This window comes from Jezberella montanilacus (assembly GCF_003003055.1).
In the GTDB taxonomy this organism is placed as follows: Bacteria; Pseudomonadota; Gammaproteobacteria; order Burkholderiales; family Burkholderiaceae_B; genus Zwartia; species Zwartia montanilacus.
On record NZ_PVTV01000014.1, the window covers coordinates 101994 to 127546 of the forward strand.

Annotated in this window: 24 protein-coding genes; 8 read left to right on the top strand and 16 right to left on the bottom strand. The window is 52.0% G+C overall.

Annotation, left to right across the window (positions count from 1 at the left end):
- The first annotated feature begins 40 nt into the window (after window positions 1–40).
- The 3 genes from BCM14_RS09800 (at window position 41) to BCM14_RS09810 (ending at window position 2863) form a co-directional block, all read left to right on the top strand.
- Window positions 41–1570: a leucyl aminopeptidase gene (locus BCM14_RS09800; RefSeq protein ID WP_106227850.1), complete on the top strand. Its 1530-nt coding sequence runs from the start codon at window positions 41–43 to the stop codon at window positions 1568–1570.
- Between the two features lie 30 nt (window positions 1571–1600).
- On the top strand, window positions 1601–2041 hold the full coding sequence (locus BCM14_RS09805; protein ID WP_106227851.1) for a DNA polymerase III subunit chi: 441 nt from the start codon (window positions 1601–1603) through the stop codon (window positions 2039–2041).
- 120 nt (window positions 2042–2161) lie between these two features.
- Window positions 2162–2863 carry a Bax inhibitor-1/YccA family protein gene (locus tag BCM14_RS09810; protein WP_106227852.1) on the top strand — a complete coding sequence of 234 codons (702 nt, stop codon included), beginning with the start codon at window positions 2162–2164 and terminating at the stop codon, window positions 2861–2863.
- Window positions 2864–2943: 80 nt separating this feature from the next.
- Here the strand turns inward: BCM14_RS09810 and BCM14_RS09815 are convergent, their stop codons facing one another.
- The 8 genes from BCM14_RS09815 to BCM14_RS09850 all read right to left on the bottom strand — a co-directional run bounded on the left by BCM14_RS09815 (window position 2944) and on the right by BCM14_RS09850 (window position 10968).
- Window positions 2944–3489 carry a DUF4136 domain-containing protein gene (locus tag BCM14_RS09815; RefSeq protein WP_106227853.1) on the bottom strand — a complete coding sequence of 182 codons (546 nt, stop codon included), beginning with the start codon at window positions 3487–3489 and terminating at the stop codon, window positions 2944–2946.
- 13 nt (window positions 3490–3502) lie between these two features.
- Window positions 3503–4882: a metallophosphoesterase family protein gene (locus BCM14_RS09820; RefSeq protein ID WP_106227854.1), complete on the bottom strand. Its 1380-nt coding sequence runs from the start codon at window positions 4880–4882 to the stop codon at window positions 3503–3505.
- Window positions 4883–4913: 31 nt separating this feature from the next.
- Window positions 4914–5663, bottom strand: a complete 750-nt coding sequence (locus BCM14_RS09825; RefSeq protein WP_106227855.1) for a TonB family protein — start codon at window positions 5661–5663, stop codon at window positions 4914–4916.
- Window positions 5664–5675: 12 nt separating this feature from the next.
- The gene (locus BCM14_RS09830; RefSeq protein WP_106227856.1) at window positions 5676–6077 is read right to left on the bottom strand and encodes an ExbD/TolR family protein; all 402 of its coding nucleotides are present in this window, start codon (window positions 6075–6077) and stop codon (window positions 5676–5678) included.
- A 2-nt stretch (window positions 6078–6079) separates the two neighbouring features.
- A complete protein-coding gene (locus BCM14_RS09835; protein ID WP_106227857.1) occupies window positions 6080–6715 on the bottom strand; it encodes a MotA/TolQ/ExbB proton channel family protein in 636 nt (211 codons plus the stop codon).
- A gap of 54 nt (window positions 6716–6769) precedes the next feature.
- Window positions 6770–9013, bottom strand: coding sequence for a TonB-dependent receptor (locus tag BCM14_RS09840; protein ID WP_259673536.1), 2244 nt, complete (start codon window positions 9011–9013; stop codon window positions 6770–6772).
- A gap of 267 nt (window positions 9014–9280) precedes the next feature.
- Window positions 9281–10003, bottom strand: coding sequence for an SDR family oxidoreductase (locus tag BCM14_RS09845; RefSeq protein WP_106227859.1), 723 nt, complete (start codon window positions 10001–10003; stop codon window positions 9281–9283).
- Window positions 10000–10968, bottom strand: a complete 969-nt coding sequence (locus BCM14_RS09850; protein WP_106228013.1) for a Bug family tripartite tricarboxylate transporter substrate binding protein — start codon at window positions 10966–10968, stop codon at window positions 10000–10002. Before BCM14_RS09850 ends, BCM14_RS09845 begins: the two co-directional genes overlap by 4 nt.
- Before the next feature lie 166 nt (window positions 10969–11134).
- Between BCM14_RS09850 and BCM14_RS09855 the strand changes: the two genes are divergently transcribed.
- Genes BCM14_RS09855 through BCM14_RS09875 form a run of 5 tightly spaced genes read left to right on the top strand, consistent with a single transcriptional unit; the run spans window position 11135 to window position 17318 of the window.
- Window positions 11135–12736, top strand: coding sequence for an AMP-binding protein (locus BCM14_RS09855; protein WP_106227860.1), 1602 nt, complete (start codon window positions 11135–11137; stop codon window positions 12734–12736).
- The gene (locus BCM14_RS09860; RefSeq protein ID WP_106227861.1) at window positions 12733–13479 is read left to right on the top strand and encodes a GntR family transcriptional regulator; all 747 of its coding nucleotides are present in this window, start codon (window positions 12733–12735) and stop codon (window positions 13477–13479) included. Before BCM14_RS09855 ends, BCM14_RS09860 begins: the two co-directional genes overlap by 4 nt.
- A 1-nt stretch (window position 13480) precedes the next feature.
- Complete coding sequence (locus BCM14_RS09865; protein ID WP_106227862.1) at window positions 13481–14656, top strand: acyl-CoA dehydrogenase family protein; 1176 nt, start codon at window positions 13481–13483, stop codon at window positions 14654–14656.
- Complete coding sequence (locus BCM14_RS09870) at window positions 14653–16218, top strand: acetolactate synthase large subunit (RefSeq protein WP_106227863.1); 1566 nt, start codon at window positions 14653–14655, stop codon at window positions 16216–16218. The genes BCM14_RS09865 and BCM14_RS09870 overlap by 4 nt, the downstream gene beginning before the upstream one ends.
- A 41-nt stretch (window positions 16219–16259) precedes the next feature.
- Window positions 16260–17318, top strand: coding sequence for an alcohol dehydrogenase (locus BCM14_RS09875; protein WP_106227864.1), 1059 nt, complete (start codon window positions 16260–16262; stop codon window positions 17316–17318).
- On the opposite strand, the gene recO is transcribed toward BCM14_RS09875, so the two are convergent.
- The 8 genes from recO to BCM14_RS09915 all read right to left on the bottom strand — a co-directional run bounded on the left by recO (window position 17279) and on the right by BCM14_RS09915 (window position 25545).
- Window positions 17279–17902, bottom strand: coding sequence for a DNA repair protein RecO (gene recO, locus BCM14_RS09880; RefSeq protein ID WP_106227865.1), 624 nt, complete (start codon window positions 17900–17902; stop codon window positions 17279–17281). The genes BCM14_RS09875 and recO overlap by 40 nt on opposite strands.
- Window positions 17895–18794 (bottom strand): GTPase Era, encoded by a 900-nt coding sequence (gene era, locus BCM14_RS09885; RefSeq protein ID WP_106227866.1) that lies wholly within the window; start codon window positions 18792–18794, stop codon window positions 17895–17897. The genes recO and era overlap by 8 nt, the downstream gene beginning before the upstream one ends.
- Window positions 18791–19549 carry a ribonuclease III gene (rnc, locus tag BCM14_RS09890; protein WP_106227867.1) on the bottom strand — a complete coding sequence of 253 codons (759 nt, stop codon included), beginning with the start codon at window positions 19547–19549 and terminating at the stop codon, window positions 18791–18793. The genes era and rnc overlap by 4 nt, the downstream gene beginning before the upstream one ends.
- Entirely contained in the window at window positions 19549–20436 is an 888-nt protein-coding gene (lepB, locus tag BCM14_RS09895; RefSeq protein WP_106227868.1) for a signal peptidase I, read from the bottom strand. The genes rnc and lepB overlap by 1 nt, the downstream gene beginning before the upstream one ends.
- A 22-nt stretch (window positions 20437–20458) precedes the next feature.
- Window positions 20459–22252: a translation elongation factor 4 gene (gene lepA / locus BCM14_RS09900; protein WP_106227869.1), complete on the bottom strand. Its 1794-nt coding sequence runs from the start codon at window positions 22250–22252 to the stop codon at window positions 20459–20461.
- A 159-nt stretch (window positions 22253–22411) separates the two neighbouring features.
- Complete coding sequence (locus tag BCM14_RS09905; protein ID WP_259673538.1) at window positions 22412–23965, bottom strand: Do family serine endopeptidase; 1554 nt, start codon at window positions 23963–23965, stop codon at window positions 22412–22414.
- Between the two features lie 30 nt (window positions 23966–23995).
- Window positions 23996–25015: a MucB/RseB family sigma factor regulatory protein gene (locus BCM14_RS09910; protein ID WP_106227870.1), complete on the bottom strand. Its 1020-nt coding sequence runs from the start codon at window positions 25013–25015 to the stop codon at window positions 23996–23998.
- Window positions 25012–25545, bottom strand: coding sequence for a sigma-E factor negative regulatory protein (locus BCM14_RS09915; protein ID WP_106227871.1), 534 nt, complete (start codon window positions 25543–25545; stop codon window positions 25012–25014). The genes BCM14_RS09910 and BCM14_RS09915 overlap by 4 nt, the downstream gene beginning before the upstream one ends.
- Window positions 25546–25553 lie beyond the last annotated feature (8 nt).

Consider the following 25553-nt stretch of genomic DNA (forward strand, 5'->3'; position numbering starts at 1 on the left):
ATAATCAAGAAAGTTCTTTAGGCGCTTCAGGAGTCAATCAATGGAATTTAGCACACACGTCACTGCATCACCCCATCAAATTAAAACCCCAGCACTGGCTGTCGGCGTTTTTACAGACGGGATTTTAAGCCCTGCGGCTGATATTATCGACCGAGCCAGCCACGGTGCGGTTCGCGCGATGATAAAGACTGAATTCACTGGTCGAGTTGCCTCCACCTTGGTGTTGCGTCAACTGACGGGCGTATCAGCACAACGAGTGGTGTTAGTCGGCCTGGGTAAACAAACGGAATACAACGCCAAAACTCAGGCTCGCGCTGAGCATGCCTTTGCCGCCTACTGCGCCCAAGCGCAAATCACTGATGCGTGTTCTACCTTAACAGCGATCTCGTGCACAACGCCCATTCGTTTGCGCGCACGCAGCGCAGCACAGGCCGTCGGCGACGCAACGTATTACTACAACGCAACAATCGGCAAGCCCGATGCGAGTCGTCAACCTAAGCTCAAAAAATACGTACTCTGGGTCGACAAAGCCGACTTGTCCAGCGCTCAACTAGGACTGGCCGAGGGCTCGGCTCTCGTCGCCGGGATGTCTTTGGCCAAAACCCTTGGCAATCTGCCCGGCAATATCTGTACGCCCAGCTATCTGGGCGATACCGCTAAGCAACTGGGTCGCGACTTTAAATCCATCAAAGTGAATGTGTTGGAGAGCAAGCAGATTGAAGCGCTGCATATGGGCTCTTTTCTGTCGGTTTCACGAGGATCTGACCAGCCGCCACGCTTCATCGTCATGCACTATAAAAAGGCGGCAACCCCTACGGCAGCAGGCAAAAAAGCCAGCGGCAAATCGACGGCTTCAGGTCCAATCGTCTTAGTAGGTAAAGGTGTCACCTTTGATGCGGGTGGCATATCCATCAAACCCGCGGCAACCATGGATGAAATGAAATTCGATATGTGCGGCGCCGCGAGTGTGATTGGCACGCTAAAGGCAGTGGCCGAACTGGAGCTACCAATCGAAGTGATTGGCTTGATCCCTGCCTGCGAGAATCTGCTTAACGGCAGCGCGAATAAACCCGGCGACGTTGTCACCAGCATGTCGGGCCAAACGATTGAAATCCTTAATACCGATGCCGAAGGCCGGCTGATTTTGTGTGACGCCCTAACTTACGCCGAGCGCTTCAAGCCTCAAGCTGTCATCGATATCGCCACGTTAACTGGTGCTTGCGTCACCGCCTTAGGCAAAGTTAATTCAGGCCTCTTTGCAACCGATGACGCGCTGGCTGATGCCTTATTGACCGCGGGTAAAGAAGCACAAGACCCCGCTTGGCGTATGCCCCTGGACGAAGCTTATCAAGAGCAACTCAAGTCTAACTTTGCTGACATGGCTAACATTGGCGGCCCACCAGCCGGTGCCGTGACTGCGGCCTGCTTCCTGTCGCGCTTTACCAAAGCCTACTCTTGGGCACATCTGGATATCGCTGGCACAGCCTGGAAATCCGGTGCCGATAAAGGATCGACAGCACGTCCAGTTCCGATGCTGCTTAATTACCTGATTACGGCGGCTTACCAATAACTTGCGTAAAAACAAAGAAAAGCCAGTGCGATGGCCAGAATAGACTTCGCTTTCGGTGCTGATCAGCGATTGACGCAGGCCTGCCAGACCGTGCTGCGGCAATATCTCGCCGGGCAGAGAATCATCGTCTATTGCCCGGATGAGCAACGACTCGCTCAGTTCGATCAACTGTTGTGGGCGGTTGAAGATACGGCTTTTGTACCGCATGTAAAAAGCGAACACACTCACGCTGCGGCAGTCGCAATCGTGATGGTACAAAACAATCTTGAAGAGGCCTTGAGCAAGTGCAGCCAACATACCTGGCTGCTGAATTTGTCTGATGATTGCCCGCCGAGCCTTGGATCAGTCGATCGTGTGCTCGAAATTGTCTCTGAGGACGAACACGACAAGCTCTCTGCTCGAGCGCGTTGGACGGTATACAAGAATCAAGGGCACGAGCTAAAAGCGCACCGTTTAGGTGCACTAGCTTGACAACACCAAACACAGACAATTAAATATACCCATTCAGGGAACTGTAAGGTATGATTTCAATCATAGTATTAGTTAGCTGATAAGCTTGATTTAAGTCAGTCACATCAACAGGAGTTCACGATGAGCGATTTCCACACAATTTCACAAGATAGCTATGGCGCTTCGTCCGCCGTCGCGCGCAACCGGGTTCTGCGCAACACTTACTGGTTGCTTGCGATTTCCATGATCCCAACCGTTATGGGTGCCGCAATTGGGGTCTATACCGGCGTAGCGCAGGCAATGATGGCCAGCCCCGGCATGACCTTAATCGTCTTTATGGTTGGCGCTTTCGGTCTGATGTTTGCGATCGAAAAAAATAAAGAAAACTCCATGGGGGTCGCCCTGTTGTTGCTGTTTACCTTCTTTATGGGGCTTATGCTCTCGCGCTTGATTGGTTTTGTACTTGGCTTTGGCAACGGCGCACAATTAATCATGGCGGCGTTTGGTGGCACAGCCGTCGTCTTTGGTGCCATGGCAACACTGGCAACAACAATCAAACGTGACTTATCAGGCATGGGCAAATTTTTGTTCATGGGCGCAGTGATCTTGATGATTGCAGCGATTGGCAATATGTTCTTGCACCTGCCCGCTTTAACACTCACCATTATGGTTCTTGCCATTGTGATCTTTTCAGCTTTCATGCTGTTTGATCTGCAACGCGTCGTCAATGGTGGCGAAACCAACTACATCTCTGCCACGCTGGCCATCTATCTAGATGTCTATAACGTCTTCTCTAACTTGTTGGCGTTACTCGGTATTTTCGGTGGTAGCAATCGCGATTAATTTCACCAGCGAACAAAAAAAAGCCGCTTTCCTTACTAAGGGAAGCGGCTTTTTTAGTACAGGTTTCTTCAACAAGTCGTTTAATGACCAGCTGTGAACGGGTATTTTGCGTAAATATTGCCCACAACAGTCTTGACGCCTTGCTCTGATTCGTCCGGATTGGCGCTCCTGAAATTAGTCGTACTGACCCCCTGCCAGACAGCCTGCTTACGCTTGGCATCTACCAAGTCAATGGTTACCACGCTAACTGTGTAGGTGATCGGCGATACATTCCAGCCATATTGCGGCCCTCCCCATCTCCGGCCAGGGCCAATTGGGGCAGCCATATCAACAAAATCGGTTTTTTGTGTATCGACGGTCTGAAAATTGACCAGTAGGTCTGGCTGTTGCTCATCGAGGGCATAACCTTTGGCCGCCATCTGCTCGGCAATTGCCTGTCTAAAACGCTCACCGACTAACGAGCGATAGCCGCCCTGTGTCAAGCCATCCGATTGCATGAAGCTGTAAGACCGAAACGTCGCAAAATTTGCTGACGCATTCACATCCGTTTTAACGTTGGGCGACACCGCACAAGCCGAGAGCATTAAACAAGCACTTAGCGTCAGAACTTTACTGAATATCTTCATGCGGCATCCTCGATTAGACAGGCTGACAAACACTTTTACGGCTATTAAGCTGGCAAGTCACGATGCTTTTTCCGTCACTGTCATACTCGGTTAGCAGCCAGCGAGAGCCAGCCTTATTCTGCCGGTCAAGCGTCAGAAAGCCATATGACTGACGACTAACAAAACCCTTCACATTGAACTGTTGTTGCAATGACTCAGTCACATCACTCGTTTTTGGGGAAGGCGCTATCGCTGTACCACCATTACCTGTCACGATGACAGGCGCCCGTCCGTCGTTAAACGAAATCGATTCGAAGGTATGAAAATGACCGTGCAAAGAGAAGCTCATACCCTGCCGCACAGCATGTTGCTTATCCAGTTCGCTCATCACATGAGTAAGACCCGTCTGAAACAAAAACGGCGCACCAGTGTCTCGGGATTTCTCTACTGCCTCAAGGGGATGGTGACTGACGAAAATATTAAAGGGCTTCGCGCTCAGCAACTGGTCTACCGTCGCCAATTGTTGGCTGTATTTTTTGAAATTGACGCTTGAAGGACTATTTTTTTTCTTATCAGCGGACGAGTCAAACACAATGATTTGCGCCTCAGATCCAATCGACACAGCAAACGGCACCGAATAGTCGCCCGCCTCGTAATCAGCTACTGTATTGCAAGTACGCTGGGCATCCCACGCTTGATAATCGATAAAACGAAACCAACCTTGACCAGAACGGGCGCAGGATTCATGATTGCCTCGGGCAAATACCCAAGGAGCTTGCGTGAGCAAAGGCAAGGCTGGCTGAAAAAAATCAGCGTCCCAAACGTCGTAACCCTGCCCCCAGACGGATCCCGCACACCCTTTTATCTCGGCAGGGCATGGGCTTTCACGGTAAGCAATATCGCCAACATGAATCACTAAATCTGGATTTTTTGAGGCGGCTTGCTTGGCAATATTGGCAAAGGGCCATTGAACCGGATCCAGACAAGCCTGAAAAGCCTTGTCAGCCGCTTTCAAACGACAACCAGTATCGCCCAGGACGACAATTCTTTGTGGCGAAGCAGTCGGTGACTTCAGAATTTGATCCCCGATCCTGGCTTGTTTGGCACCTTTTAACCAAGTTGCCTCGCAACTCAAGACAGGAAAATTTGCAGGCTTATCCTCTTCAGGGGTTCGAGCACCGATTTCAGCAGGACCAACTCTAACCGCCATTTGAATCGGCGCTTGCGTATCCCAGGCAATCAGTGGGCAGGTGGATGCCTGAGTCACTGCGTGCACCACGTACTGACCATCACCCGCAACGATAAAGGCGTAGGGTGCGGGCAGCTCAAGCGCTGCACAGACCTGGGGGATCTGAAATAAAACACTGAGAAACATCAGGCAACGCAATACGATGCGGCTCGTAGAGACACTCATAACAGACCCTCGATAGTCCAGCGATTTGAAATCAATTGGCGCAGTTCAGCACAACCAAAACGCTCATTGTTTTTAACTGACCGGCAAACTCTTTTGGCGGAGCAGGATATAGTGCGTTTTGCACAGCCGCCAGAGCTGCAGTATCCAGCATAGGCCGTTTGCTCGTGGTTGCCACTGTGGCATTACTTTGAACACCATCCGTCAGATCAAAGTGTACTTTAGTCTGTCCCGACATCCCCATATTTTGGGCTGCCAGCGGGCAATTAACCGCAGCTTGAATAGCAGCATTGACCCTGCTTCGATAGGCATCTAACAAATCAGCGCTTTGCTTGCTTTGCGCTTGAGCGGCCGCTGCAGCCGCCGCTGCTTGCTCGGCTTCAGCGAAAGCGGAATCAGCCGTGCTTGCAGAAGGACTGACCTGCTGTGTTGCAGGCGTCGTTTTAACTTTCTCAGGAACCGGCTTTGGCTTAGGCTTGGGCACAGGAGGGGGTGGCACAGCAACCGGTTCGGGCGGCTTCTCGGGCTCTGGAGGCTTTTTGACTGGCTCTGGCTCGGGTGGCTTTGGTGTTGGGGCAGGCTCGGGCTGAGGCTCTAACACAGGCGAAGGGATGTCGAGATCTTTAAGCGACAGCTGCAGCACCGCGGGTGGTTTTTCTTGATGCACCGGCGCGGCTGAGAGCAGCAGTGCCGCCATACCCGCCAAAAGCAGGGCCTCGACGACGAGCGCCAAGCAAAGAGTCTTGACCCCTTGATACGAGAGGAAGGGACGACTGAACGCCATGAGTGTGTCGCTTTACTTTGAATCGGACTGGTTTTTCGCGGCAAGCGAAAGCTGACTGGCGCCAGACAGCTTAATGGCATCGATCACATGCATGACATTTTGCAAAGAGACAGATTCAGCACCCACAATCGTGACCGCTGTTTTCTCCGCATCGCCCGCCTTCAGCAACGCTGTCAACTGGCTCGGTGAAATACTCGCGCCGTTAACAATCATGTTTCCATCCGCTTCAAGCTCTACCGTCACTTTTGGATTGGGCAGAGTTTCGGCGGTAGAGCTGGTGGGCAACTTGGTGACATGACCACTTGTCGGGATCATCTTCAAGGTAATCATGACGAAGAACACCAACAGGAACAACATGATGTCGATCATTGGAATGATCTCTATCCTCGCCTTTTTTGTCTCTAGATAACGCATTTTCACTGCGTGATCGCTTTAAAAAGGTGGTGGCGATTCAAGATCATCATCTTCATGGTTTCCATCTGGTGAACCAGACTGCGCACCTTGTTGTTGATGTTATTGAAAAAGTACAGCCCAATCATCGCAACAATCAGACCCATCGCGGTTGACACCAAGGCCTCAGCAATGCCACCTGAAATCTGCATCGCCGCATTTTGCATGTCACCAAGCACGCTCATCGCATTGAACATACCGATGATGGTGCCAAATAAACCCAGTAAAGGTGCCAGCGTAATGATGGTATCAAGCAACCAGACACTTTTATCCAGCTTGGGTACTTGATGCATGATGGCTTCTTCCAGGTTGCCATCCAAATCCTCGCGAGAGAGGTGAGCACGTTCACCATCAATCGCGACTTCGAGCAACTTGACAACCGGTGAGTCGGCATTGGCAACCTGAAATGCCTTGAGCTCTGCTGGGTTCAGCACTTTAGAGTGCTGACACATCGAGATCACGGCATCCCCGACCTTGCGCATATTGGCCAAGTACTGGAGGCGCTCAAAAATCACAAACAGCGCCACCAGTAGCAACAAACCCAGCAAATAGACGATACCACCAGAACTATTTGCAACTTCTAATAACGCTATCAAATTCATGAGCCACTCAAATTAAACAATCGATCACAGCAATATTACCTATCGATCATCTACTTAGAAGGTGCCTGACAGCGACAAGTAGTACGCCCGACCCGCTGTATAAGCAACGGTATCGGCAGTGTTCTGACCAGGCGCAGCTGAGGTAGCTGAACCGGGTACGAAAGCAGTCAGGTAGTTGACGTTGAACAGGTTATCAATACCGAACCGAACCTTGGCACTGCTCAAACCAGGCAGACCTTTGATGGTGTAGTTGACGTAGAAGTTAGTCAGGTACACGGGATCAAGCTGATACCACTGGTTGACTTGCGTAGACTTGGTGTTGTCTTGCCACTGCGGGCCCACGCGCTTGAGTGTTGTACCCACTGCCCAGCCGTCATTCACATAATACAGGCCGACTGCCTCGATATCGCTTGGCACGTTGGCTGGTGACAGGCCTGTGTCATCATAAGTGGCGCGATAGACTTGGGCATTAGCATACAGATTAAATCCGCCACCCAGCACAATGTTACCCGCAGCTTCGGCACCACGATAAGTGATCGCTGAGCCCTGATAGTAATAAGCTGCACCCGACGAATCAATACCAGACGAGTAGCTAGTGGTCGCGTTCGTCTGGAAAACATCCGCATCAACCGAGAAATCCTTACCCTGATAAACCGTACCGATCTGATAAGTCTTGGTCTTGATAGGCTGAGGCAAGGTTGAAACGTTAGCACCCGTCACGTCAAACACAGACGATGGGGGGATCACGTCGCCGGTCGCAAACTGACCATAGACTGACCAGTTTCTCTGTAGCATGTAACGGGCGTCCAAGAAAGGCAGGACGTCGTTGTAGGTACCCGTATGTTGCACAGATGCTGCACCACCCAAGTTACCAACTGTGCCGCTATCGGCGTACTGAGTCAGATTCTGGCTGTACACGTTGTACTTAATACCGGGGGTGATCGTCAGGTCTTTTGTTGCTTTAAAGGCAAACTCAGCATAGGGCTGAAAAATCGTTGTGGTGAATTCTTCGTTGAATTTAATACCACCCGAGGCTGCTGCACCCGTGTAAGGATTGATATAGTTTTGATGTCTCGGTGTATCTGAATACTCCAACTGCATACCTGTTCTCAAAACACCGTATTCAGTGTCTTTCGTCAGGCGCAGGATGTTACCCAAGGTCCAGTACGAATTCAGCTTATCAACACCGCCCTTACCCGTTGCAACCAAAGCCGCAAACGTTTGATCTGGCGCTGAGTAGTTGGCGTAGCTTTGCTTGTTTACGTAGTTGTTGTAATAGGTTTTGTTGTCGAGCTTCCAGCCATCGCCCAGGTTTGAATTGAACCCAACATAGGAGAAGAAAGCTGTTACGTCGTAATGTGAATAGTCGTAATAATCAGCGCGCTTTGGGTCGTCGCTGCTCAGGTACATCGGGCTACCTTTGTTGTAGCTGGTCGAGATTCCGGTTGCTGTGTTGTTGTACACAGCGTACGTTGAGGGGCTTGGGCCACCACCACCGTTAGACGTGTAGTGTGTGTAGCCGGCAAACGCTGTCAACTTAGTATCAGCGGTCAAGGCAGACTCAAGCTTGAAATCAACGCCTGTTCTTTGTTGCGGGTTAAAAGTTTGAGCGCCTTGTGAATTAAAGTCATGTGCGCCAATCATAAACTTGGTGTTCGGTGCTTCTTTGGTATAGCCAGACTGAAACTCTGCTTCGTACAAAGTGGTTGCGAAGCTGCCGTAAGTCATACCTGCTGTGCTGTGAAATTCATCAGACAGAGGGCGTGACAGGAGGCCGATCGTGCCACCGTAGTTAGCTGGGCCGATTGAAGATGCAGTACCAGGGCTTCGATCTGCCGTCACACCACCGATAAAGGATGATGGAAAAAAGATTTGCGAGTGATGCGTCGGGTCATTGCTATCCTGGAAAGGGATACCGTCAAACGTCATCGAAAAGTTACCGTCCTTGAAACCGCGGAAAGAAATCTTCTCGTCACCGCCACCAGAGCCGTTAGTGCCGTAGCCATACGCACCAGGCATGATGCCGTTGGTGATGCTGGCAAACGTTGATGTTGGCGCGACAAAGTTGTCGACATAGTCTTGACTGATCTCAGCAATCGGGCGTGCTACTTCAACAGACGCACGAACGGGCGAGGTTTTGACGGATTCGTAATTTTTGGGATTATCCGCACCGCCTGCACCACCTGTACCGCTGACGATACCAACGTCGGTAATCTGCTGGGCCATGGATGAATTGAGGCCTGCAGCCGCTAGAGCGATTGTCAAAACCGAAAGTCTGAAATACATCGTGCTTGTCATATAACCACCAATATGAGGTTGAACAGATAGTGGTGGCATTCTGACGAGCAAATGTTTCAGATCTGGTTGATTTTGATGACGTTTACGTTACGTAAATATGTCTGTACTTGACATCCTTGAAGGCATACCTAGTGTAAACCCTTGAATACTATAAAAAAAGGAGCTCGCGCTCCTCCTTTTCTTTTATTCCTCTGCTGAGCAGTCGCGGGCATGGCGACTAAAAAACAACAACGACCAGCCGGCTGCCAACGAGACAAGAAGCGGACACTAACCCGAATTGCCCACAGTCAGGCCACCGCACACATGAATCACTTGCCCCGTCACAAAGCCAGCTCGCGAATCGATCAAGCTGGCAGCGATGTGAGCAATATCCTCTGGCAGTCCGATGCGTTTGACCGGGATCCCATCGATTATTTTTTGTGTCCTCGGAGCACCGGGAGGATTACTGCTGTTAAACATCTCAGTGGCAATCGGTCCGGGGGCAATCGTATTGACGGTAATGCCAAAGGGTCCCAGCTCGAGCGCCCAGGTCCGGGTCATCCCTGCAATGCCAGCTTTCAGGCCACCGTAAATAGACCGCCCCTCTTTACCGAGCGATGCGCGACTACCCATGTTAATGATGCGACCATATTTTTTTGCCTTCATGGCGGGTAAAAAACCTTGCGCCACGATGATAGGTGCTAAAAAATTCAGATCGAGCGTCTCTTGTGCCTGTTCGATCGTTATGTCTTCAAGGTTAGCAAGATTGACCAAGCCAGCATTGTTGACCACGTTCAGAATTTCGCGACGCGCAGCCAGATCGGCGACAGCCTCGCGCGCACGGCTGGGATTAGAGAGGTCGACTGACTCAAACGTCTCACCGGGTAAAATCGTCTCGGGCGCGCTGCGACTAAAGTTGACCACCTCGAATCCGTCAGCCAGTAAGCGTTGCACGATCGCTCTGCCAATGCCGCGGCTACCCCCAGTTACCAATGCAGTTTGCTTGTTCATTCGGATTTAATCCCTTTGTCTTTAATCAGCTTGCCCCATTTAGCTCGCTCACTCTGTTCAAAAGCGGCCAGTTCGGGACCAAAGAGTTGACCTGGGTTGGCCGCTGCAGCGGCATAAGTTTTAATGATTTTTTCTGACTTCAGCCCCTTGCGAGCAGCCTCGATCAGCACGTCCATGACGTCTTTGGGTGTGCCCTTGGGTGCATAGATCGCAAACCAGGCCGTGACATCGAAACCTTTGACACCCGACTCAGCAAAGGTTGGCAAATTAGGAGCTAGCGGGCTGCGCTCAGCTGAAGTCAGGGCAATCCCCCTGATGCGATTGCCTTCATTAATCTGATTGACTGTGCCAGGCAAGTTATCGAACAACAAATCAATCTGCCCCCCCACTAAAGCAGGGAAAGAGCCTGAAACACCCTTGAAAGGGATATGCAGCAGTTCGACCCCCGTCACTGCAGCAAAGTATTCAGCCGTTAAATGCGGTGATGAACCAATACCCGGTGTGCCATACGTCAGCTTCTTATCTTTAGCAGCACGCGCCGCGTCAATGACGTCCTGTAGGTTTTTCCAGGGCGAAGTGACCGATACCGAGACGACATTAGGGGTCGTTGAGACCAGAGCGATAGGCTCAAAATCCCTAACAGGATCGATATTGAGTGCTGGATAAATAAACTGATTGATCGATTGCGTACCGATGGTCCCCAAGGCAATGGTGTAACCGTCCGGTTTGGCTCGGGCAACATAAGTCATCCCGACACTGCCGCCAGCACCTGGCCGATTTTCAACAATGACTGTCTGTTTGAGCGCTTCTTCTAGTGCCTGCGCAATCGTGCGCCCGAACATATCCGCGGCGCCGCCCGCTGGGTAGGGCACCACGACCGTCACGGTGTGATTGGGGAATGGCTGGGCAAAGACACAACCGGCAAACAGGCAAGCGCTCAGCGCAACAAAGCGACAGCGTGTCATGTATCGCAGGCGTCGGCCTGCGAGTTGAATCAATCGAATCATCTTGTTTCGTCTCTTAATAATTATCGAACAAGCTTACACGAAGCGACTTGGTCAAGACAACTCAATAGTTCGATTATTAGGACTATAGTATTGTCCTTTGACCTTGCTCCTTAGCTTATTGGATATGTCAGTCTCATCATCAACACCCGTCTCTTTCGCGCAATGCCTCACCGATTGCGCTCAACGAACACCTGAACAAATCGCACTGATCGACAGAAATCAGCCGACCACTTATCGAGAACTCAACGCCCAAGTCGAAAAGCTGGCTGCCGGTTTTGCCAAACTCGGAATTGGTGCAGGTGACCGCATCGCGTTATGGTTGCCCAATTGCCTGGCTTGGGTTCAAACCTTCCTCGCGTGCGCGAGATTGGGCGCAACGGTGTTAGCCGTCAATACGCGATTTCGCAGCAAAGAAGTTGCAGATATCGTCGGCAGAGGTCAAGCAAAATGGCTTGTGATGTGGCCTGAATTCAAAGGGATCCCCTTCGCAGACATCTTGTCCGATGTCCCGAGCGAAATTACCCAAGGCCTCGAAGGCATCATCACGCTCGGTCAGTCACCAGAACGATTAGCAGGTCATCAGCCAATCCGGTTTGAGGACCTATTGCATTCAACAGACGCTATTCCTGCAGACTATGGCAACAACGGCGTACTTTGTTACACCACCTCCGGCACAACATCCTTGCCCAAATTTGTCTTGCACGATCAGAAAACCCTGATTATGCATGCTCGCGCAATGATCCAAGCCTACGGCTACGATCACACGAGTCGCATCCTTGCCAGCACGCCTTTTTGCGGTGCCTTTGGCTTTTCTACCTTGTCAGGCGGTTTGGCTAACGGCTTCACCATTGTGAGCGAGCCGGTGTCAGATACGGCCAGCACACTTGAACAGATCCGTTTACATGGCATCACCCATACCTATGCGAATAACGAATCGATTCTCAAACTGCTTGAATCTGCCCCGACGCCTGAACTGTTCAAGACCTGCAAATTATTCGGGTTTGCGAGTTTCTCGCCCGCCCTCGGTGAATTACTCACTAAAGCGGAACAAGCCCGCTTGCCACTCACCGGTCTGTATGGTTCGAGTGAGTTGCAAGCTTTGATCGCAGCCCAGCCCACTGACTCAAACCAGGGCGACACGAGCGTGCGGTATGTTGCCGGAGGTCGCCTGATTCACCCCGAGGCCAGACTGCGCGCGCGTGATCCAGCGTCTGGTCATGTTCTGCCGTATGGGGAGTCAGGTGAAATTGAAATCAAAACACCCAGCATCATGTTGGGTTATCTGGACAACCCCGACGCCACTCGCCAAGCGTTCACCGACGATGGCTATTTCAAAACAGGTGACTTAGGCTATGCCGTGAGCGACACGCAGTTTGTGTTTCAGACTCGGTTGGGTGACTCGATGCGCTTGTCAGGGTTTATGGTTAATCCCGTCGAGATTGAGCAGTGTATTGAGGAACAGCCCGGTGTACTTGCATGCCAGGTCGTTGCTGGCACAAAAGGATCCAAGGTCGCGCCGGTCGCTTTTGTGATTTTGCGTGATGGTGCGAGGGTCGATACCGCAACGTGGACTCAGGCCTGTAAACGCGTGCTGGCTGGCTTTAAAGTGCCAGTCCATTTTGAAATCGTCACTGAGTTCCCCTCTGTACAAAGTGCTAATGCCGTCAAAATCCAAAAGAACAAATTGCGCGAGATGGCAGACCAGATTCTGGGGTCGATGTCATGACGACTGCCGGACAAGTCTACTCACGCAGTCCCCTGCCTCTTTATCTGCAAGTGGCTGCAATCTTTAGACGCAATATCCAGCGTGATCTCTGGCAACGTGGCTCACAAGTCCCTGCGCTGGACAGCTTGGTCGAAACATTAGGCGTGTCACGTGCAACCGTTCGCCAGGCCTTCGGCCTCCTTGAGCGAGAAGGCCTCATCCACCGCTCGAGAGGATCCGGCACCTACGTCAACCATGAGCTACCAAAAACAATCAGTATGACGCTGCCAAAGACCTGGGCAGAAACTGTAGCCTTGAGTAATGCGCTGGGCACTCAAACTCTGACAGAGTCCAACAACGATGTGGCCCTGCCGAGTTGGCTGGGTATGAAATGTCCTTATGAAAAAAGCGGCCACTTCCACTATTGGCGACGCGTTCACACAACCTCGGCAGGGCCTTTCTGCTACACAGAAGTCTATTTAGCCAACGACATTTACGACAAACATCCAGAACGCTATCGTCATCGTACGGTTGCTCCTATTCTGGATTCACTGCATGGCACGGAAATCAGCCATGCTGAGCAACTCCTGACCATTATCGAGGCAGGATCAGACTCGGCTGAAGCCTTGCACCTGCCTTTGGCGACACCGGTGGCAGAGCTCAGACGCTATGCCTGCATTGGCGAACGCGTGATTTATTTCACACGACTTGAGGTCCCGACTCGTTATGTACAAATCACTTTTGACTTGATGGAGCAGCGCTGACATGTTTCACGCTAATTCCCTTTTACTGCCTTTTTTTAACGATGAACACCGAGCACTGCACGACTCATTACATCGTTGGTGTCGCCAACATTTCACCTCGCGCATCCACAATGGATCGGTAGATTTGTATTGCCAGAAACTGGTTCGACAGTTGGGCGACGCGGGCTGGCTGCGCTACACAGTCCCTGCAGCGTATGGAGGCCAGTTACCTGAAATCGATTCACGCAGCTTGTGCTTGTTACGACAAACCCTCGGTTATTACGATGGCTTAGCCGATTTTGCGTTTGTCATGCAGGGCTTGGGGTCTGGTCCGATCACTCTCTTTGGGTCAGATGAACTCAAAGCCAAATATCTGCCGAAAGTCGCGACAGGTGACTATATCGCGGCGTTCGCCTTATCTGAACCTGACGCCGGCTCGGATGCCGCTGCAATGAAAACCAAAGCGACTCGCACCGCTGATGGCTACTTGCTGAATGGTGTGAAGACTTGGATTTCAAATGCCGGGATCGCTGATTTTTATACCGTCTTTGCGCGAACTGAAAACGATGAAGCCGAAGGGGTAACCGCTTTTGTCGTCGATGCCAATACGCCCGGATTGGAAATCACGGAGCGTTTTGATTTGGCTGCGCCTCATCCGATTGGCACACTTACTTTTACAAATTGCTACATCCCTGCATCACAGCGGTTGGCTCAGCCTGGTCAAGGCTTCAAAGTTGCCATGCAGAATCTCGATGTCTTCAGAGCCTCGGTCGGTGCTGCAGCATTAGGCTTTGCCGAAACCGCGCTGGATATGGCGATTAACCATGCAAGTACACGCCAAATGTTTGGCGGCGTCTTGAGTGATTTACAGATCACTCAAGCAGCCATCGGCGACATGAGTACCGAGATCGACGCAGCAACCCTACTTGTCTATCGAGCCGCGTGGGAGCGCGATGTATTGAAGCAACGCACGACCCGCTCTGCTGCCATGGCAAAATTGTATGCGACTGAATCTGCCCAGCGAATCATTGATCGAAGTTTGCAGATGTTTGGTGGCCTTGGGGTGCGGGTAGGGCAGCCCATTGAAATGCTTTACCGAGAAGTCCGTGCCTTGAGAATTTATGAAGGCGCGACTGAAGTACAACAAGTCATCATCGCTCGCGAGACAATGAAAAATAAAACTGGAGAAGCAAAATGAACGGTTCAGAAGCAATGGTTCAAACCCTCTTGGCTGCAGGCATCGACACCTGTTTTGCCAATCCAGGGACGTCCGAGATGCATTTTGTATCTGCATTAGATCGCGCAACACAGATGCGCTGCGTCCTTGGTTTATTCGAAGGTGTCGTGACGGGGGGTGCTGACGGCTACTACCGCATGGCTGAAAAACCCGCCGCAACATTGCTGCATCTCGGGCCTGGCTTAGGCAACGGCTTGGCCAATCTGCATAATGCCAAACGCGCTCACTCAGGCATTGTCAATATCGTCGGTCAACACGCGCTCGATCACATTCATAACGATGCGCCGCTGAACTCGGATGTTGAAGCCGTTGCACGTCCCATGTCGCACTGGGTTAAGACAACCAGATCCGCGACTGAAGCGCCTATGGATACGGCAGAGGCGATTTCGCAAGCGACGAGCACACCAGGTCGGATCGCAACACTTGTGTTGCCAGCCAATTGCGCGTGGGAGTCAGCCGATCCTGGTCGTTACGCTAGCGCCCCCGCCCAGACCGCCGCGGCACCACTGACTGATTCGATTCTTGCCATTGCGAAGATCTTGAGCGATAAAAATCTCGCCACGCAAACCACCCTCCTGCTGGGCGGCGCAGCACTGCGGGCCAAAGCTGCCATGCTAGCGGGTCGAATCGCAGGCAAGACAGGTTGCAAACTTGCCTCTGAACCTCGTAATCCCAGGATGGAAAGAGGTCGTGGTCGCGTCAATATCCGGCCACTGCCCTTCCCTGTTGCAGGCGCAGTCGAGATGTTGAAAGAGACCAGACATCTGGTCCTGATCGGTGCTGCCCCGCCGGTTGCTTTTTTTGCCTACCCCGATAAACCACGGATGATCAAACAACCAGATTGCGAAGTCCACACGCTAGCCACCCTGACGCATGACTTGGAAGCAACGCTGCAGGGTTTGTGTGATGCGCTGGATGCTGGCTCTGCAACACCCGCTGACTTTGCTGATGAAGACAAAATCATCACCGAATTACCAACGGGCGCTGCCAACGCCGACAACGTCGGTTACGTGATCGCCGCCACGTTACCGCCCAATGCCATCTTGATTGATGAGGCCGTCACGTCTGGTCGACAGTTATTCAAAACCATGCCAATGGCTCAGGCTCATGATTGCCTGGATATCACCGGCGGCTCAATCGGCTTTGGGCTGCCGTGTGCGGTCGGTGCAGCGGTCGCTTGCCCGGATCGCAAGGTGGTTGCCTTGGTTGGTGACGGCAGCGCCATGTACACCATACAGTCACTGTGGACTATGGCTCGCGAACAACTGGACGTCACGGTTGTTATCTTCGCCAATCGATCCTACCGAATCTTACGCGGTGAGCTCACCAACATGGGCGGCCCAGCCGCAGGTGCGAATGCCGCACGCATGCTGGATCTGGATAAGCCAAACCTGGACTTTGTCGCGATCGCTAAAGGCCATGGCGTGCCGGGCATTCAGGTCAACAAGCTTGAAGACCTGGCCGCTGCACTGCGCGTTGCAGCAGCAGAGAAAGGACCTAAATTAATTGAACTAGTTATGTAACAATACCTTTTGCCATCTCAATAAAAACAGGAGACAACCTCATGAAATGTTATTGCGTCATTAACTTCCAGCAAGCCCTGCAACTGGTGGATCGCCCCACCCCCACCCCAACCGGCACTCAGGTTTTATTGCAAGTGCGTGCGGCTGGCGTTTGCCACAGCGATCTTCACATTTGGGAAGGCGGTTACGATCTGGGTCACGGCAAACGCTTGTCGCTAAAAGATCGCGGGATCAATTTGCCACTGGCGATGGGACATGAAACGGTCGGTACGGTTGTGTCAATGGGACCCGATGCCACTGGAGTCGAAAAGGGTAAAAACTATGTGGTGTTCCCCTGGATCGGTTGCCGCCAGTGTGTTGCCTGCTTAGAAGGCATGGAGAACCACTGCTCAGCACCGCAATACCTGGGTGTTTATCGTGACGGCGGTTACGCGGACCACATCGTGGTGCCCGATGCTCGTTATCTGGTTGACATTGGTGATCTGGATCCTGCAACGACTGCACCTTATGCATGCTCTGGTCTCACTACCTATAGCGCTCTGAACAAAGTAGGCGCTAAAACATTTCAAAACCACCCCATTGTCATTATGGGCGCTGGTGGGTTAGGTCTGATGTGCCTTGAATTGGTCAAGGCACAGGGTGGTGCTGGCGCAATCGTGGTTGATATCGACCCGGTCAAGCGTCAAGCAGCACTAGACGCCGGCGCCATGGCAGCGATTGATGGCAACGCGCCCGATGCGGCTCAACAGATCATCAAAGCAAACGGTGGCAAGATGGTTCAAGCAGTTATCGATCTGGTGGGTGCACCGTCCACCACCCAAATCGGTTTTGATAGCATCATCAAAGGCGGGAAGCTGATTATCGTCGGTCTGTTCGGCGGCGCATCACCTTGGCCAATCGCCTTTATTCCCATGCGCGCGATGCAAATCATTGGCAGCTACGTGGGTTCACTGCAAGAGTTTCATGAATTGATGGTTCTGGTTCGGGCAGGTAAGGTCAAACCGATTCAAGTCACGCGTCATGAACTCAGCGAGGCCGACGCGGTGCTTGCATCACTCCATCACGGCAAAGTAACCGGTCGGGCTGTTTTGACTGCTTGATATTTTTGCAAAGCAAGCAAGACTTGGCGAGTAGCCAACGGTTTACCCGCCAGGTGTTCAGTGAGTTGTTCGCGCAAAAGAGCCCTCAATTCGGGCTCTTTTTGCAGGTCACTGAAATCGGGTTCCTCCGAATCCAGACCGTACCCAGTTTCTCTCAGCAATATCCACTCAAACCGTCGCAAGGCGCCCGCTGCCGCGTCGCCCGCAGCTAAGCGTTGCAATGTCGTGACATAGGCATCAAAGAGACCAGGGTGTGCATCTTCTCGGGGCAGTAGCCGAAACAGCAATTCATTCATGTACCAACAGGACATCATTGCTGGCCCGGACAGAGCATGGATGCCGGCACATTCAGCGCGGGTGAGCGTCTTGATTTCAGCTGCGCCTGTCCACGACAACAACAAGGGTTGAAACACAGACAGTACCGATCTTAGTGCCGAATTAGGACGTTTCGCCCCCTTGGCGACCAGGGTGACCCAGCCGTGGTCACGGGTAAAGGTTTGAAGGATAAGGGAGGTTTCTCGCCAGGCAGTTGAATGCAACACATAGCCTGGTACTTCATGCACGCGTAGCGCGCGTCTACTCATAGCCCAGATCGCGCAGGCTGCTTTCTTTATCAGCCCAGCCTTTGCGCACTTTGATATAGACCTCCAAGTGCACCGGTTTATCCAGCAATTTAGTAATGTCCTGACGCGCTTCGGAGGCGATGCGCTTCATATGACTACCAGCTGCTCCCAACAGAATAGGCCGATGACTATCGCGCTCAACAATGACACAAGCAGAAACCTGTGCGCCCTTATCGGTTTCGTCCCAAAGCTCTATTGTCACCGTACAGGCGTAAGGCAACTCATCACCCACCAACCGAAAGATTTTTTCGCGAATCAATTCAGCTGCGATAAAGCGCATCGATCGGTCGGTGAGCGTATCCGCTTCGAAGAACGCTTCGTTTTCGGGCAGACGTTTAGCTATCTCATCGAGCAGCTGATCGAGTTGATGCTTTTTATTGGCGCTGACTGGCACAACGGCATCAAAAGGATATTGCTCAACGATCGATGCGACAAAAGGATACAGCTCGTCGCGGTTTTTGATTTCGTCTATCTTGCTAATGACGAGAATGGTTCGAGCAGGTTCGTGTAACAAAGACAACAATTTTGCGTCACCAGGCGACCACTTGCCCGCTTCCACCACAAACAGGACGACGTCAACGTCAGCCAAGGTTTGAGTGACAACACGATTCATCATCTTGTTCATGGCACCGCCATGACGAGTTTGAAACCCTGGCGTATCAACAAACACAAACTGTTCGTCGTCACGCGTCAAGACACCCTGTATACGATGTCGCGTCGTTTGAGCTTTACGTGAAACGATTGATATTTTGCTGCCGATCAGCGCATTGGTTAGCGTCGACTTGCCGACATTAGGACGCCCAACCACCGCGATGAAACCACAACGGTGGACTGACGTTGCCGCTTCTGTCATTTGAGTTCCTGAGCGACGGCTACGGGTAGCGTTAATTGTGTGGTTTTACGAGCACGACTGGCGCGCTTCTTGGCTGGTGCAGGATTGGCAGCGAGCGCCGCTTCAAGTGTCAGTTTGGCAGCCGATTGCTCTGCAGCACGACGACTCGAACCTGCCGCAACCAACTTCAAATCCAAAATTGGCACGCTGCACTCGACTTCGAACTGCTGGCTATGCGCCGCCCCGTGAGTGGCAATCACAGTGTAAATCGGCAGCGCCAGCTTGCGACTTTGTAAAAATTCTTGCAACAGAGTCTTAGCGTCCTTACCCAAGGTCAACGGATCCACACTTGCCAAGATGGGAACATACAGACTTTCAATAACGTGTTTCGCCGCCTCAAAGCCACCATCCAGAAAGACAGCAGCCAGCACCGCCTCAAACGTATCCGCAAGGATCGAGGGGCGCCTGAAACCGCCACTTTTTAACTCGCCTTCACCGAGGCGCAAGTAACGAGATAAATCAAGCTTCTGCGCAATGTCTGCCAGAGATGCCTGCTTAACCAGGTTAGCCCTCACCCGAGATAGGTCACCCTCATCCAGAGAACCATAATGCGTAAACAGCAATGCAGACACCGCGACGTTAAGAACCGAGTCACCGAGAAACTCGAGGCGCTCATTGTGCTTGGCCCCGTGACTGCGATGCGTCAAAGCCTGCTCAAGTAAGGCAGGCTTTTTAAAGGTGTAGTCGATCGAGGACTCAAGTGCGGCGAGTGACATTAATTAAAGGTACCAATACGGCCGAATTTGCCAAAATTCATCCAGATCAAGAAAGCACGCCCGACGATGTTCTGATCGGGTACAAAACCCCAGTATCTACTATCCAGACTATTGTCTCGATTATCACCCATCATAAAGTAACCGCCCTCAGGGATAGTGCATTTGACACCATTTCTAAGGTATTCGCAGTTTTGTCGATTGGGGAAATTCCAAGTAGGGGATAAATCCTGGTATTTTCGCTCATCTAACAATATTTGATGATTAACATCGCCCAATTGCTCTGAATACTCTGCCGTATAAGCAACGCGATCTGGCTCAAAATACTCGCCAGATTTGGTTCGAACGATCTCTTTGCCATTGATGTAGAGCTTTTTATCGAGATATTCAAGCTTATCGCCGGGCAGACCAACCACGCGTTTAATGTAGTCAAGCGTTGGATCAACTGGGTACCTGAACACCATCACATCGCCGCGCTTGGGTGAACCAATAGAAATAATTTTTTGATTCAGTACGGGCAATCGAATCCCATAGTTGAATTTGTTCACCAAAATCAGGTCCCCTGATTCTAGCGTTGGCAGCATAGAGCCCGACGGGATTCTAAACGGCTCGATCACAAAAGAGCGCAACATAAAAACAAACAAGATGACCGGGAAAAAACTCACTGCGTATTCGACAAGCCAATTGATTTTCCCGTGTGTGGCACGCAAGGCTGCTTCTTGTGCCTTTGCCTCTTCCGCAGATAAACCAGTCCAGCTGGGGCGGGCAAGCGAGAGCGCCGCTTCGACGCGAGTGGCGCGGACGCGACGCAGCCAGAAGTAATCAAGACCATAGATGATCCCAGTCACAACCAGGAGGACGAACAATATCAGTGCAAAGTTCCAGTTCATGTTTGACCTGAGAGGCAATATTTTATTTATCTTCTACCTGCAAGATGGCCAGGAAGGCCTCTTGAGGAATTTCAACGCTACCCACCTGCTTCATGCGTTTCTTGCCCGCTTTTTGTTTTTCAAGCAGTTTCTTCTTACGGCTGATATCGCCGCCGTAACACTTAGCCAAGACGTTTTTACGCAAGGCCTTAACATTTTCACGGGCAATGATCTCTGCACCAATCGCCGCCTGAATCGCGACATCGTACATTTGCCGGGGGATTAGCTCTCGCATTTTAGCCACGACCTCGCGACCCCGGTATCTGGCGTTAGAGCGATGACAGATAGTGGATAGGGCATCGACTTTATCCGTGTTGATTAGTACATCGACACGCACGACATCAGCAGCCCGATACTCTTTGAACTCGTAGTCCATCGACGCATAACCACGCGAAACTGATTTCAACTTGTCAAAGAAATCCAGCACGATTTCAGCAAGGGGGATCTCGTAGTGCAAATGCACCTGACGTCCGTGATAGGTCATATCCAGCTGATTGCCTCGTTTGTTGTTACACAAAGTCATCACCGGGCCAACATACTCTTGAGGCATAAAAAGCGTGACTGTAACAATGGGCTCGCGCACTTCTTCAAGTTTGCCGATTTCAGGTAAGCGCGAGGGGCTTTCGATATGAATGACAGTGCCATCGCGTTGCAAAACCTCATACACGACCGAGGGTGCTGTGGTGATGATGTCCATGTCGAACTCACGTTCAAGGCGCTCTTGCACGATCTCCATGTGCAACAAACCCAAGAAGCCGCAGCGAAAGCCAAAGCCCAGCGCCTGAGAAACTTCAGGCTCGAACATAAGCGCCGCATCATTAAGCTTGAGTTTTTCAAGCGAATCACGCAGTTGATCGTATTCGCTACTTTCAACCGGATACAAACCAGCAAACACTTGGGGTTTTACTTCTTTAAACCCAGGTAATGGCTTATCAGCAGGTTTACCGGCAATGGTGATAGTGTCGCCCACCTTTGCGTCGGCCAGATCTTTGATCCCGGCGATCACAAAACCCACCTCACCTGCGGAAAGCTGCACCCTGGGCTGTGATTTAGGGGTAAAGACGCCGATCTGCTCGCACAAGTGCGCAGCGCCCGTTGCCATGAATGAGATTTTGTCTTTTGGTTTCAACACACCGTTAACAATACGCACCAGCATGACGACGCCAACGTAATTGTCGAACCACGAATCAATGATCAAAGCCTGCAAGGGTGCGGTCGGATCGCCGACAGGCGCGGGGATACGTGCGACGACAGCCTCAAGAATCTCGTCTATCCCCATGCCGGTTTTGGCGCTTGCCAAAATTGCGTCCGCAGCATCGATACCAATCACATCTTCGATTTCTTCGCGTGCGCCTTCGGGATTGGCAGACGGCAAATCCATTTTATTCAGGATGGGCACCACTTCAACACCCAGTTCGATCGCGGTGTAACAGTTAGCCACGGTCTGAGCCTCGACGCCTTGCGAGGCATCCACAACCAGAAGCGCGCCCTCACAGGCAGAGAGTGAACGGCTCACTTCATAGGAGAAGTCGACGTGGCCTGGGGTGTCAATCAGATTAAGTGCGTAAATCTGACCGTCTGCTGCCTTATATTGCAGCGCTGCAGTCTGCGCCTTGATTGTGATGCCACGCTCGCGTTCAATATCCATTGAATCAAGGACTTGGGCTGACATCTCGCGGTCTGCTAGGCCACCACAGCGCTGTATAAGACGATCTGCGAGGGTGGATTTGCCGTGGTCGATATGGGCAATAATCGAGAAATTGCGGATGTGCTGCATAACGCCTAAAAAGAAGTCTGACTGCCTAAGATCGCCTGAACAAGGTCGTTGATCATACAAAAGGGGCGATAAACGCCCCCTCGAATGCGGCAAACCCCTATTCTAGCCGTTCTGGATAGAAATATGATTTGCCGCCCGGCTGACTAAGGATATGGGCGATTATTCGTCGCTTTTACCTTGTCTGATCGCGATCCACTGGGTTTGCTCACCCCGGCGAACCATTAGACCCACCGGCTTGTTTTTATCGGCAGCGGCCACTAATTTAGCAAGTTGCTCGGGACCACTCACGTCACTGTCGTTAACCGCCAGAATAATATCGCCTGCCGCGATATCAGCTGCCGCAGCCAACCCACTCGACTCACTGACCAGCGCGCCACCTTTGATTTTGAGTTTTTTCTGCTGTTCAGCGGGTACCGAGGCCACTTTCATGCCAAGTACTTCGGTTGCCTTTTCGGTTTTCTTTTCTTCCGGCTCTGACTCTTTTTCAGCGGTTTTATCCGTTATCTTCATTTGAGCAACAACCACGCTCAGGGTAAGTGCTTTACCTTTACGCCAGACTTCGAGAGAGGATTTGGTACCGGGCTTGGTTTCGCCGACCAGTCGGGGCAGGTCAGACCACTTAACGATGGGCTTACTGTTGAATTTAAGAATCACATCGCCTGGTTGCACACCCGCTTTGTCAGCTGGCGTGCCTGCCTCGACCCCGCTGACCATCGCGCCTTCAGCTTTGGGCAAGCCCAGTGCTTCCGAGACATCCTTGGTTACTTCACCAATCTGCACACCAATGCGACCGCGAGTCACCTTGCCGTTAGAGCGCAATTGGTCAACCACCAGCATCGCTTCATCAATCGGTATAGACAGTGATACGCCCATATAACCGCCACTTCGAGAAACGATTTGCGAATTAATACCAACCACTTCCCCGTTCAGATTTAAAAGCGGCCCACCTGAATTACCGGGATTAACCGCGACGTCAGTCTGAATAAAAGGCAAGTATTCACCCGTGTCACGACCGATTGCGCTGACGATGCCCGAGGTCACTGTCGACTCAAGGCCGAAAGGCGAACCAATGGCAAGAACCCACTGCCCTTTCTTGAGCTGCTTAGGATTACCAATCGCCAGCGCGGTCATCCCTTTTGCGTCAATCTTTAGCAGCGCCACGTCCGTGCGTTGATCGCTACCGATTACTTTTGCTTTGTATTCCTTGCCACCCGGGACGGTCACAAGGATTTCGGATGCGCCTTCGACTACGTGATGATTAGTCAGGATGTAGCCATCATCAGAAATGAAGAAACCTGATCCCACGCCACGCGGCACACTGCGCTGTTCTGGCTCAGGCTGATTTTTACCTTGTGGTGGCTGTTTACCTTGCGGTGGCATAGGAGGCATGCCGGGCACTTGAAAGTCCGGGCCAAAGAAGTGGCGGAATGCTTCGTAAGGATCTTGACCGCCGCCAGGCCCAAAGCCGGGTGCTCGCATGGGGATTTTTGCCATCGTACGGATATTCACGACAGCTGGCTCGACCTGTTCAACGATTGTTGTGAAATCCGGCAAAGATACTTTAGACACCAAACCGGTATTTTGAGCGTGTACCGTGTGGGGATTCACCACACAGGCCACACCTAACAATGTCATCGTAAAACCAATTGTCAGGAAGGCTCGGCGAGCGAGCGTCGCTGGCAGATACCCAGATAAGCGATACAAATGTTGCATCTTGCACTCCGTTAATAGCGAGAGCCGCAATTAATGCGCGGCATGACTCGGGTTGTATTGAATGGCTTTGGCAATTTGTTCGAGCGTACCGGCTGGGACTTCGCCCAGCACTGTCAACCAGAAATCACCAACCTGACCACCGTAAATATTGACTGAACCGTTTCGAGCTGGACCATGAGGCTTATAGTCAGACAGCCCTGCTTGATAAGGTTCAATAAAAATTGAAATCGTCGCTAAACCGTCAGATAAGATCAGTTGATTCACTCTGCGCTCGTCCGCGAAGGCGCGACTGACTTGAAGCGTTGCCACATAGCCCGGTGGCGCTGGGATACGCCAGCCGAGTGCATACAGGTCAATCGGCTTTTCATCCGGCTCGACGGTGCGCCAGCCCTCAAGCGACCAGGATGACTCGAGTTGATTATCGGCCAGCTTGGGATTGATCGTCAGCTGTGTAAACGAAATCTGCTCAATCATACGTGCCTCATCGGACAGCGTTCGTGCACGCAATAACAAGGCAGTCTCATCGTCGGCGCAAAGCCGATAGCCAAACCGGAACTCATCTTTGGGCACAATATCAACCACTCGACAGGCACGACCGGCGACGCGGCTCAACTCAGACCGCAGCTCAATCCGGTAATGCTGATCAATTGCTGTCGCATCCGACAACAACAAGCCCGGAAACAAATCGCCCTGCCGACGTTCAAGTAAAACCGTTTGAGTCTCTGGAATCAACTCACGCACAACGTTGTTCTGCCGCAGATACTCGCGTGGCTTGCCGTCGAGCGCCTCGAGCCTTTCTCGCTCATTCGTGCCATCAAACACATGAGTAATTCGAGATGACTGCATGGTGTGCCCATGATGATAAGTAAACACGCCCCGATAATTAAGCGTGTGAGCCGCCTTTTGAATCATCAGCAATAGCTGGGCGTTAGCAGGCCAAACTCGCGCCGAGTGGCTATCCCCCGCAGACTGAGCGAGAGCCGAGCCCGTTGCAGCACTGACGGCTAGAATCCCGCAGAGCGTGACGAGCCGGGAAAGTTTTGGCGTCACTTCACGCTACCAAAAGACACTTGCCTGACTGCAGCAGGCCCGGCAAGTTGCCGATGCGCAGCGACGTAGTCAGGCGCAACCTCGGCCGAAGGATTAGCGGGCGCAGACATGGCAACGCTAGACTGAACGTTTGATCCACCCATTTCTGGCGCGAAGAAAGGCCTGACTACCCAAACCACCGCAGCGACTGCCGCCGCCATGGCCAGCGATGACAAACCATACTGCCGCCAAATACCCTGCTTTGAATTCATGACTGCAATTGCCGCCTCAGGGGCGAGTATCACGACCTCCTGCTCCAATGCCTTGGCCAGACGCGCTTCGAAGTCAGGGTTCTGGGCAAGCGCGAGGTCGGGAGTACGCAAGACGTCGCCGATCAGATGATAAGTGTGCCAAGTTTGGCGGGCCGACTCATCGAAGATCTCTGGAGTTAGCGAGGTGTCGGCATCACCGTCCATCCACGCTGAGATCGACTGCGCCAGTCTATCATCGGGGTTGGATTTTTCGGCCTGCTGGGTCGCGGATGTAGTCATAGCTTGAT

Bases quoted from the DNA above. Each gene is read 5' to 3' on its own strand.
- BCM14_RS09805 (WP_106227851.1), top strand. From the start codon at position 1,601: ATGGCCAGAATAGACTTCGCTTTCGGTGCTGATCAGCGATTGACGCAG.
- lepB (WP_106227868.1), bottom strand. From the start codon at position 20,436: ATGAACTGGAACTTTGCACTGATATTGTTCGTCCTCCTGGTTGTGACT.
- era (WP_106227866.1), bottom strand. From the start codon at position 18,794: ATGACAGAAGCGGCAACGTCAGTCCACCGTTGTGGTTTCATCGCGGTG.
- BCM14_RS09855 (WP_106227860.1), top strand. From the start codon at position 11,135: ATGTCAGTCTCATCATCAACACCCGTCTCTTTCGCGCAATGCCTCACC.
- BCM14_RS09870 (WP_106227863.1), top strand. From the start codon at position 14,653: ATGAACGGTTCAGAAGCAATGGTTCAAACCCTCTTGGCTGCAGGCATC.
- BCM14_RS09840 (WP_259673536.1), bottom strand. From the start codon at position 9,013: ATGACAAGCACGATGTATTTCAGACTTTCGGTTTTGACAATCGCTCTA.
- BCM14_RS09800 (WP_106227850.1), top strand. From the start codon at position 41: ATGGAATTTAGCACACACGTCACTGCATCACCCCATCAAATTAAAACC.
- recO (WP_106227865.1), bottom strand. From the start codon at position 17,902: ATGAGTAGACGCGCGCTACGCGTGCATGAAGTACCAGGCTATGTGTTG.
- BCM14_RS09845 (WP_106227859.1), bottom strand. From the start codon at position 10,003: ATGAACAAGCAAACTGCATTGGTAACTGGGGGTAGCCGCGGCATTGGC.
- rnc (WP_106227867.1), bottom strand. From the start codon at position 19,549: ATGTCACTCGCCGCACTTGAGTCCTCGATCGACTACACCTTTAAAAAG.
- BCM14_RS09915 (WP_106227871.1), bottom strand. From the start codon at position 25,545: ATGACTACATCCGCGACCCAGCAGGCCGAAAAATCCAACCCCGATGAT.
- BCM14_RS09810 (WP_106227852.1), top strand. From the start codon at position 2,162: ATGAGCGATTTCCACACAATTTCACAAGATAGCTATGGCGCTTCGTCC.
- BCM14_RS09835 (WP_106227857.1), bottom strand. From the start codon at position 6,715: ATGAATTTGATAGCGTTATTAGAAGTTGCAAATAGTTCTGGTGGTATC.
- BCM14_RS09905 (WP_259673538.1), bottom strand. From the start codon at position 23,965: ATGCAACATTTGTATCGCTTATCTGGGTATCTGCCAGCGACGCTCGCT.
- lepA (WP_106227869.1), bottom strand. From the start codon at position 22,252: ATGCAGCACATCCGCAATTTCTCGATTATTGCCCATATCGACCACGGC.
- BCM14_RS09815 (WP_106227853.1), bottom strand. From the start codon at position 3,489: ATGAAGATATTCAGTAAAGTTCTGACGCTAAGTGCTTGTTTAATGCTC.
- BCM14_RS09850 (WP_106228013.1), bottom strand. From the start codon at position 10,968: ATGACACGCTGTCGCTTTGTTGCGCTGAGCGCTTGCCTGTTTGCCGGT.
- BCM14_RS09865 (WP_106227862.1), top strand. From the start codon at position 13,481: ATGTTTCACGCTAATTCCCTTTTACTGCCTTTTTTTAACGATGAACAC.
- BCM14_RS09825 (WP_106227855.1), bottom strand. From the start codon at position 5,663: ATGGCGTTCAGTCGTCCCTTCCTCTCGTATCAAGGGGTCAAGACTCTT.
- BCM14_RS09820 (WP_106227854.1), bottom strand. From the start codon at position 4,882: ATGAGTGTCTCTACGAGCCGCATCGTATTGCGTTGCCTGATGTTTCTC.
- BCM14_RS09830 (WP_106227856.1), bottom strand. From the start codon at position 6,077: ATGCGTTATCTAGAGACAAAAAAGGCGAGGATAGAGATCATTCCAATG.
- BCM14_RS09860 (WP_106227861.1), top strand. From the start codon at position 12,733: ATGACGACTGCCGGACAAGTCTACTCACGCAGTCCCCTGCCTCTTTAT.
- BCM14_RS09875 (WP_106227864.1), top strand. From the start codon at position 16,260: ATGAAATGTTATTGCGTCATTAACTTCCAGCAAGCCCTGCAACTGGTG.